At 42.8% G+C, this 1,854-nt stretch carries 2 protein-coding genes; both read right to left on the bottom strand.

Going from position 1 to position 1,854, the window contains the following annotated elements; all coding sequences use genetic code 11:
- Positions 1-72: 72 nt before the first annotated feature.
- Positions 73-558 (bottom strand): group II intron maturase-specific domain-containing protein, encoded by a 486-nt coding sequence (locus E2626_RS17405; protein WP_244094373.1) that lies wholly within the window; start codon positions 556-558, stop codon positions 73-75.
- Entirely contained in the window at positions 441-1,364 is a 924-nt protein-coding gene (gene ltrA, locus E2626_RS17000) for a group II intron reverse transcriptase/maturase (RefSeq protein ID WP_244094372.1), read from the bottom strand. Before ltrA ends, E2626_RS17405 begins: the two co-directional genes overlap by 118 nt.
- Positions 1,365-1,854 lie beyond the last annotated feature (490 nt).

Below are 1,854 nucleotides of genomic sequence, written 5' to 3'. Positions count from 1 at the left end.
AATCGAGTAGGAGGGGAATTTTCATTCCCCGACCTCTCACACCACCGTACGTACCGATCGGTATACGGCGGTTCAACCTTTTAAGTAACGCAACTCATAAAGTGCGGAGATGTTTTTCAATCCCCATTTTGTGAGTTTTTCTTTTGTGATTGCGCGGTGAAGAACCTCTGCACTTGAGATTCTCCAGTATCCCTTTCGGGAGTTCGCTAGTCTCATGGCATCCTCATGACCGATGCCATATTTGCGAAGCTTTTTATATTTGGTCTTTACCTTCTTCCACCTTTTCCAGATGATTTGTCTGAGTCTATGGTTTAACCATCCTTGGATCTCTTGAATAAACGTCTTCATTCTTGCGATGCCATAATAGTTAATCCACCCCACCGTTACACGGTTGATATCTGTCATAATCTGTTTCCATGTGCCTGCCCTCTTACGGCTAGTTAATTTCTTGAGTTTGTTTTTAAATCTTTGTTTAGCCGACTTGTCAGGCCGGCATCCGACTTTCCCATCAGTTTTTGAATATTGAATCCTAAGAAAGTGGCTGAAGTAGCGCTGCACACTTGACTCTTCTTCTGGTTGATCGTTAGCCCGAGGTCCTTTTCGATGTATGTTGAGATACTTTCCATTACTCGTTCACCTGCGCGAGGACTCTTCACATAGATGACAAAGTCATCAGCGTATCGGATGAAACGATGCCCACGTTCTTCTAGTTTCCTATCCAGCTTGTTTAGGTATATGTTTGCCAAAATAGGTGATAGTGGACCACCTTGTGGTGTCCCTTCCGTAGTCTTAATGTAGATGTCTTTATCAAGAATACCGGAACGAAGAAATCTCCATATCAGTTTTAGAATGACTTTATCGGAGATAAACTCCTCTAGGTAGGCATGTATTCTCTGATGATGGATAGTATCAAAATAGCTTTTCAGGTCGCAGTCTACTACCGTACGGTACCCATTTTCGTAGTATTGTTCGGCAAGTTTGATTGCCTGATGTGCGTTTCTACCTTTCCTGAAACCAAAGCTGTTTTCTGAAAAGTAAGGATCTATTCTCGGTTCAATCACCTGTAGAATTGCTTGTTGAACCACTCTGTCTAATACACATGGAATGCCCAGATATCGTTTGGAACCATCCTGTTTTGGAATGGCAACTCTTTTTACTGGTTGTGGTTGATACGTCCCTTCTGAAAGTTTTAATTTCAGGGACCGGTAGTATTTCTGCATATGCGCTTCAAGTTCATAGACAGTGATCCCATCAATGCCAGGAGCACCTTTATTTTTCTTGACCTTCTCATATGCATTCCATAGGTTTTCATCGCTAATCACTTGTTGAATTAGTTCGTTACCATCTTGTGCTTTCATCTCCATGTCGGCATCCCTACACACTCTTATGTACCTTTCAGCTTCCAGCCTATTTCTCCATAAGTAGTCATCTCTCCGGTTATGACCACGATGTTTTCTGTGCTTAGGCGGTGATGCCTACACCTCCTTGTTTTCCAAGATTTAAGATTGTTCCACCCTTCGTTTCGTAGAAACTACTATGGCTTATGCTGACTTCTCATGATTCATCCACTTATCACTAAGAAGATTGTTACGTCAGTAACCCTCGTGAGATCTCCCCGGGTAAGAGTAATAACCTTCCTCCCATGTAACTGTTGTATTTACTGTATGGAATTTGGGCAGTATTGGACTTTGTTTTGTTTGGCAAACTCGTCCATTCCAATTCAGCCTTGGTATACAATTTCTGTTCGTCAGTTCGGGATTTTGCCGCGGGCTTCCTTCAGATTCCACTTCACAATGGACACCCTTGCCGTTAGCTAACAGTTCCTACTGCCAAGCCTGTAGCGGACTTTCACCG

The organism is Jeotgalibacillus salarius (assembly GCF_004405125.1).
In the GTDB taxonomy this organism is placed as follows: Bacteria; Bacillota; Bacilli; order Bacillales; family Jeotgalibacillaceae; genus Jeotgalibacillus; species Jeotgalibacillus salarius.
The sequence above is the reverse complement of the archived record's forward strand: the minus strand, read 5'-3'. Positions and strand labels throughout refer to the sequence as shown.

What these genes read in the sequence shown, in the direction of transcription:
- ltrA (WP_244094372.1), bottom strand. Translation starts at nt 1,364, where the DNA reads ATGGAGATGAAAGCACAAGATGGTAACGAACTAATTCAACAAGTGATT.